Source organism: Pseudomonas sp. FFPRI_1, assembly GCF_055384485.1.
In genome coordinates, this window is sequence record NZ_AP029168.1 from 7021162 (window position 1) to 7027500 (window position 6339).

4 protein-coding genes, 4 tRNA genes and 2 rRNA genes (1 of these 10 only partly in view) are annotated in these 6339 nt (G+C 52.5%); all 10 read right to left on the bottom strand.

The genetic code is table 11. From position 1 onward, the window contains the following. Nucleotides 1-4: 4 nt before the first annotated feature. A complete protein-coding gene (gene secE / locus ACZ5BO_RS31565) occupies nt 5-373 on the bottom strand; it encodes a preprotein translocase subunit SecE (RefSeq protein WP_016968680.1) in 369 nt (122 codons plus the stop codon). A gap of 45 nt (nt 374-418) precedes the next feature. Next, nucleotides 419-494 (bottom strand) — tRNA-Trp (locus tag ACZ5BO_RS31570). A 54-nt stretch (nt 495-548) separates the two neighbouring features. Then, the gene (gene tuf / locus ACZ5BO_RS31575; protein WP_464697406.1) at nt 549-1742 is read right to left on the bottom strand and encodes an elongation factor Tu; all 1194 of its coding nucleotides are present in this window, start codon (nt 1740-1742) and stop codon (nt 549-551) included. Nucleotides 1743-1826: 84 nt separating this feature from the next. Further along, a tRNA-Thr gene (locus ACZ5BO_RS31580) sits at nt 1827-1902 on the bottom strand. A 27-nt stretch (nt 1903-1929) separates the two neighbouring features. Further along, nucleotides 1930-2003, bottom strand: a tRNA-Gly gene (locus ACZ5BO_RS31585). A gap of 24 nt (nt 2004-2027) precedes the next feature. Continuing rightward, nucleotides 2028-2112 (bottom strand) — tRNA-Tyr (locus ACZ5BO_RS31590). Between the two features lie 142 nt (nt 2113-2254). After that, nucleotides 2255-2701, bottom strand: coding sequence for a hypothetical protein (locus ACZ5BO_RS31595; protein ID WP_464697408.1), 447 nt, complete (start codon nt 2699-2701; stop codon nt 2255-2257). 221 nt (nt 2702-2922) lie between these two features. Beyond that, entirely contained in the window at nt 2923-3882 is a 960-nt protein-coding gene (gene birA, locus ACZ5BO_RS31600; RefSeq protein ID WP_464697409.1) for a bifunctional biotin--[acetyl-CoA-carboxylase] ligase/biotin operon repressor BirA, read from the bottom strand. A gap of 155 nt (nt 3883-4037) precedes the next feature. Further along, nucleotides 4038-4153, bottom strand: a 5S ribosomal RNA gene (rrf, locus tag ACZ5BO_RS31605). 134 nt (nt 4154-4287) lie between these two features. Then, a 23S ribosomal RNA gene (locus tag ACZ5BO_RS31610) occupies nt 4288-6339 on the bottom strand (it continues 840 nt past the right edge of the window).

Sequence of the window (6339 nt, forward strand, 5' to 3'; positions counted from 1 at the left end):
ACCCTTAGCCAACAATCAAGGAAACAAGCCAGCCGAGCAGGGAATCTAGCCCCCACAACAGCAACGCCATAACCAGGACCACAGCCACTACAATCAGAGTGGTCTGCGTGGTTTCTTGGCGAGTTGGCCATACGACTTTACGAATCTCAGTGCGCGCTTCCTTAACCAGCACGAAGAACGACTTGCCCTTGGCCGTTTGCAAGCCGACGAAGGCAGCAACAGCAGCAATGGCGAGCAACGCCAACACGCGGTACAGGATCGGCGAAGCAGAATAGTACTGATTGCCAACAACACCAACAATCACCAAAGCAACCACAACGAGCCACTTGAGCAGATCGAAGCGAGAGCCTTGAGCTTCAGCCTTAGGAGTCATCTATGGAGATCCTGTGAAAAGAAAGCCAGACACATTGAGTGAATCTGGCAGGTCAGGAGGGAATCGAACCCCCAACCTACGGTTTTGGAGACCGTCGCTCTGCCAATTGAGCTACTGACCTAAAAACAAAATCAGGCCGACCATTATGTCGGCCCGATGGAGATATTTCAAGAACTTATTCGATAACTTTGGCTACGACGCCGGCGCCGACGGTACGACCGCCTTCACGGATAGCGAAACGCAGACCATCTTCCATCGCGATGGTTTTGATCAGAGTGACAGTCATCTGGATGTTGTCACCTGGCATTACCATTTCAACGCCTTCTGGCAGCTCGCAGTTACCAGTCACGTCAGTGGTACGGAAGTAGAACTGTGGACGGTAGCCTTTGAAGAACGGAGTATGACGACCGCCTTCTTCTTTGCTCAGAACGTACACTTCAGCGGTGAACTTGGTGTGCGGCTTAACGGTGCCTGGCTTAACCAGAACCTGGCCACGCTCAACGTCGTCACGCTTGGTGCCACGCAGCAGAACACCGCAGTTCTCGCCCGCACGACCTTCGTCGAGCAGTTTGCGGAACATTTCAACGCCGGTACAGGTAGTTTTCTGAGTGTCGCGCAGACCAACGATCTCAACTTCTTCCTGGATGCGAACGATGCCACGCTCAACACGGCCAGTTACCACGGTGCCACGACCGGAGATCGAGAATACGTCTTCGATTGGCATCAGGAACGGCTTGTCGATTGCACGCTCTGGCTCTGGGATGTAGGTGTCCAGAGTTTCTACCAGACGCTTAACAGCGGTGGTACCCATTTCGTTGTCGTCTTGGCCGTTCAGAGCCATCAGAGCCGAACCGATGATGATCGGAGTGTCGTCACCTGGGAAGTCGTAAGTGCTCAGCAGATCGCGCACTTCCATTTCAACCAGTTCCAGCAGCTCAGCATCGTCAACCATGTCAGCCTTGTTCAGGAAGACAACGATGTACGGAACGCCTACCTGACGGGACAGCAGGATGTGCTCACGAGTTTGCGGCATCGGACCATCAGCGGCCGAGCAAACCAGGATCGCGCCATCCATCTGCGCAGCACCGGTGATCATGTTTTTTACGTAGTCGGCGTGACCTGGGCAGTCAACGTGCGCGTAGTGACGCACAGCCGAATCGTATTCAACGTGAGAGGTGTTGATGGTGATACCACGAGCTTTCTCTTCCGGGGCGCTATCGATCTTGTCGAAGTCAACCTTGGCCGAACCGAAAACCTCGGAACAAACGCGAGTCAGGGCTGCAGTCAGAGTGGTTTTACCGTGGTCAACGTGACCAATGGTGCCAACGTTGACATGCGGCTTATTACGTTCGAACTTTTCCTTAGCCATCGAAATCACCCCTAGGAGAAGAATTAAGCAAGTCACACAAGCCATTAAAACAAAGGCAGATATTTTCATATCTGCCTTGTTATATGGAGCTCTTGAGCGGATTTGAACCGCTGACCTCACCCTTACCAAGGGTGTGCTCTACCAACTGAGCTACAAGAGCAAAACTCTTTTGCAAAACCTGCAAACTTGGAGCGGGTAGCGGGAATCGAACCCGCATCATCAGCTTGGAAGGCTGAGGTTCTACCACTAAACTATACCCGCGGAGCCTGCAGCTCTCGCTAAATCTGGTGGAGGGGGAAGGATTCGAACCTTCGAAGTCGTAGACGTCAGATTTACAGTCTGATCCCTTTGGCCGCTCGGGAACCCCTCCTAAGCGAGGCAGCATTTTATACTATGCCGCCCTTCTGTCAAGCATTTTCTCAATTAAATCTTGAGGTTAGCTGCGTTGACCTCGCTCCACCGCTGCGACTTCGAGAAGTCTTCACTGCGGAGCGGGCGCCATTCTATGCAACCTATTCGACAGTTGCAACCCCCTCACACGGCATTATTTTATGTTTTAACTCATTGAATTCCTTAGCAAGGTTTTGCAGCTGGGGATCATCCAGCAAATGCTTGCTTTCAGGAGAGACACGCAACCAAAAGCCAGGCGCACCTGGAACACTTAACGACTGCAACTGAACCCCCACCCCAATCTCTACAAGACGCTGCTCGAGCGCTTGAGCCACTTCTCGACGAGCAAAGCCCCCCAAATAAAGGCAACTTGCCTCCACCTCTCCAGCCTTGCCCTTGTCACGCCGCTCTACCGAGTCAGAAGACTCGCTCAACAGACGAATATCCTGTTGAGATCCACGATACAGCGACAGCGGCATGACTTCTTTTGCTCGAAGAGGGGCCTCCTGCTGATGCCAGACATAGTAGAAACCATTAAGGACCAACAACAACAGAAACAACCAGCGCATAAAAACCTCAGGATAGAGGGCAGGCCAAACCACTCTCAAAAAGACCAGGCACAGCACAACCTGTACGACGCATATCAACACAGAAACCAGTATCAGATTACCGAGAGGGCGACCCCCCCAACAATCCTACCCATCGCGCATACTCAGGCCATCACAGCATCAATGATGCGGATCATGCGGCACCACACTTCTTATTCTTCAAACCAGGTCCACTACCAAGCTCATGAGCCATCACGCAACCTCAGGCTGAGTTCTCCTCCGCTATAGACCCGCTCCTCCCCCTCAACGCTCAATCGCAAGCCGCCCTGGTGGTCTATACCCAGCACAACGCCTTCAACTTTGTTAACACCCGCAATCAAGGACACAGCCCTTCCCTGCCAAAGATGGTTTTGCTCCCACTCCTCTCGAATAGCGGAGAAGCCTTTCAGCCTATGGCACTCCAGATAGGCGACCAATCCTTCGCTTAAACGAGCGATGAACTGGTTACGATCTATTACCTTGCCAGACTCCAGCCTGACAGAGGTCCACTCCTGGTCAACCTCCTCGGCATTCTGCATATTTACATTGACCCCAATGCCTAGGACAACGTGACATACATCCGCAGGATCACCGACCAACTCCAGGAGTATTCCGGCAATCTTTTTCTGACCAACCAACACATCATTAGGCCACTTCAGTCCAACACCCTGGACCCCAGTCTCCCGGAGAGCGTGCATGACAGCCAAGCCCACGAGCAGACTCAATCCCTCCAGCTGGCGCATGCCACCGTCGATACGCAAGACAAGGCTGTAATAGATATTCTCGGCAAACGGACTAACCCACTTACGACCGCGGCGACCACGCCCCGCAGTTTGACGCTCAGCCAACACCAGAAAAGGTGTCGGACATCCACGCTCAATGGAGCGCAACGCCTCTGCGTTCGTCGAGTCGACAGACTCAAGCACCTTGATCACCCAGCCATTACCAGGAGCCAGTCGCTCAATCTCAGCAGAGCTCAACAAGGTAATGGGAGAGGCCAACTGATAGCCTCGCCCCCTAACCTTATGAATAACCACCCCCCACTCCGCCTCAAGGAGCTGCAGCTGCTTCCATATAGCACTGCGACTAACACCCAAGGCCTCTCCAAGGGCTTGCCCGGAGTGAAATCGCCCATCTCTAAGAAGCTCTAACAACGTCGACATGCAGGTTTCGCCTCACAATGAGCCAGGCATGATAGCCACGCCTAAAACTATTGCATAGAAATCGTCTAAAACAGCCGCCCGTATAGCGCTTCAGGATTTTTTCAGCGCAAAAACAAAACCCCAACTGCTTTCGCAATTGGGGTTTCGGAATTTAATCTTGACGATGACCTACTCTCACATGGGGAAACCCCACACTACCATCGGCGATGCATCGTTTCACTTCTGAGTTCGGGATGGGATCAGGTGGTTCCAACGCTCTATGGTCGTCAAGAAATTCGGGTACTGAGCCGTCTTTCGACGTATCAGCAAATTGGGTATGTAATAGCTTTGTGTGTTTGCAAACTTTCGGTTCGTTTCGTCTTCACACACCGCAATTCGCTTCTAAGCAAATTGCTTGGGTGTTATATGGTCAAGCCTCACGGGCAATTAGTATTGGTTAGCTCAACGCCTCACAGCGCTTACACACCCAACCTATCAACGTCGTAGTCTTCGACGGCCCTTTAGGGGATTCAAGATCCCAGTGAGATCTCATCTTGAGGCAAGTTTCCCGCTTAGATGCTTTCAGCGGTTATCTTTTCCGAACATAGCTACCCGGCAATGCCACTGGCGTGACAACCGGAACACCAGAGGTTCGTCCACTCCGGTCCTCTCGTACTAGGAGCAGCCCCTCTCAAATCTCAAACGTCCACGGCAGATAGGGACCGAACTGTCTCACGACGTTCTAAACCCAGCTCGCGTACCACTTTAAATGGCGAACAGCCATACCCTTGGGACCGGCTTCAGCCCCAGGATGTGATGAGCCGACATCGAGGTGCCAAACACCGCCGTCGATATGAACTCTTGGGCGGTATCAGCCTGTTATCCCCGGAGTACCTTTTATCCGTTGAGCGATGGCCCTTCCATACAGAACCACCGGATCACTAAGACCTACTTTCGTACCTGCTCGACGTGTCTGTCTCGCAGTCAAGCGCGCTTTTGCCTTTATACTCTACGACCGATTTCCGACCGGTCTGAGCGCACCTTCGTACTCCTCCGTTACTCTTTAGGAGGAGACCGCCCCAGTCAAACTACCCACCATACACTGTCCTCGATCCGGATAACGGACCTGAGTTAGAACCTCAAAGTTGCCAGGGTGGTATTTCAAGGATGGCTCCACGCAGACTGGCGTCCACGCTTCAAAGCCTCCCACCTATCCTACACAAGCAAATTCAAAGTCCAGTGCAAAGCTATAGTAAAGGTTCACGGGGTCTTTCCGTCTAGCCGCGGATACACTGCATCTTCACAGCGATTTCAATTTCACTGAGTCTCGGGTGGAGACAGCGCCGCCATCGTTACGCCATTCGTGCAGGTCGGAACTTACCCGACAAGGAATTTCGCTACCTTAGGACCGTTATAGTTACGGCCGCCGTTTACCGGGGCTTCGATCAAGAGCTTCGCGTTAGCTAACCCCATCAATTAACCTTCCGGCACCGGGCAGGCGTCACACCCTATACGTCCACTTTCGTGTTTGCAGAGTGCTGTGTTTTTAATAAACAGTCGCAGCGGCCTGGTATCTTCGACCGGCATGAGCTTACGGAGCAAGTCCTTCACCCTCACCGGCGCACCTTCTCCCGAAGTTACGGTGCCATTTTGCCTAGTTCCTTCACCCGAGTTCTCTCAAGCGCCTTGGTATTCTCTACCCAACCACCTGTGTCGGTTTGGGGTACGGTTCCTAGTTATCTGAAGCTTAGAAGCTTTTCTTGGAAGCATGGCATCAACCACTTCGTCACCTAAAAGGTAACTCGTCATCAGCTCTCGGCCTTAGAATCCCGGATTTACCTAAGATTCCAGCCTACCACCTTAAACTTGGACAACCAACGCCAAGCTGGCCTAGCCTTCTCCGTCCCTCCATCGCAATAACTAGAAGTACAGGAATATTAACCTGTTTTCCATCGACTACGCTTTTCAGCCTCGCCTTAGGGACCGACTAACCCTGCGTCGATTAACGTTGCGCAGGAAACCTTGGTCTTTCGGCGTGGGTGTTTTTCACACCCATTGTCGTTACTCATGTCAGCATTCGCACTTCTGATACCTCCAGCAAGCTTCTCAACTCACCTTCACAGGCTTACAGAACGCTCCTCTACCGCATCACTTACGTGATACCCGTAGCTTCGGTGTATGGTTTGAGCCCCGTTACATCTTCCGCGCAGGCCGACTCGACTAGTGAGCTATTACGCTTTCTTTAAAGGGTGGCTGCTTCTAAGCCAACCTCCTAGCTGTCTAAGCCTTCCCACATCGTTTCCCACTTAACCATAACTTTGGGACCTTAGCTGACGGTCTGGGTTGTTTCCCTTTTCACGACGGACGTTAGCACCCGCCGTGTGTCTCCCATGCTCGGCACTTGTAGGTATTCGGAGTTTGCATCGGTTTGGTAAGTCGGGATGACCCCCTAGCCGAAACAGTGCTCTACCCCCTACA

Excerpts from the sequence above, each read along its gene's own strand:
- secE (WP_016968680.1), bottom strand. The coding sequence starts at position 373 with ATGACTCCTAAGGCTGAAGCTCAAGGCTCTCGCTTCGATCTGCTCAAG.
- tuf (WP_464697406.1), bottom strand. The coding sequence starts at position 1,742 with ATGGCTAAGGAAAAGTTCGAACGTAATAAGCCGCATGTCAACGTTGGC.
- ACZ5BO_RS31595 (WP_464697408.1), bottom strand. The coding sequence starts at position 2,701 with ATGCGCTGGTTGTTTCTGTTGTTGTTGGTCCTTAATGGTTTCTACTAT.
- birA (WP_464697409.1), bottom strand. The coding sequence starts at position 3,882 with ATGTCGACGTTGTTAGAGCTTCTTAGAGATGGGCGATTTCACTCCGGG.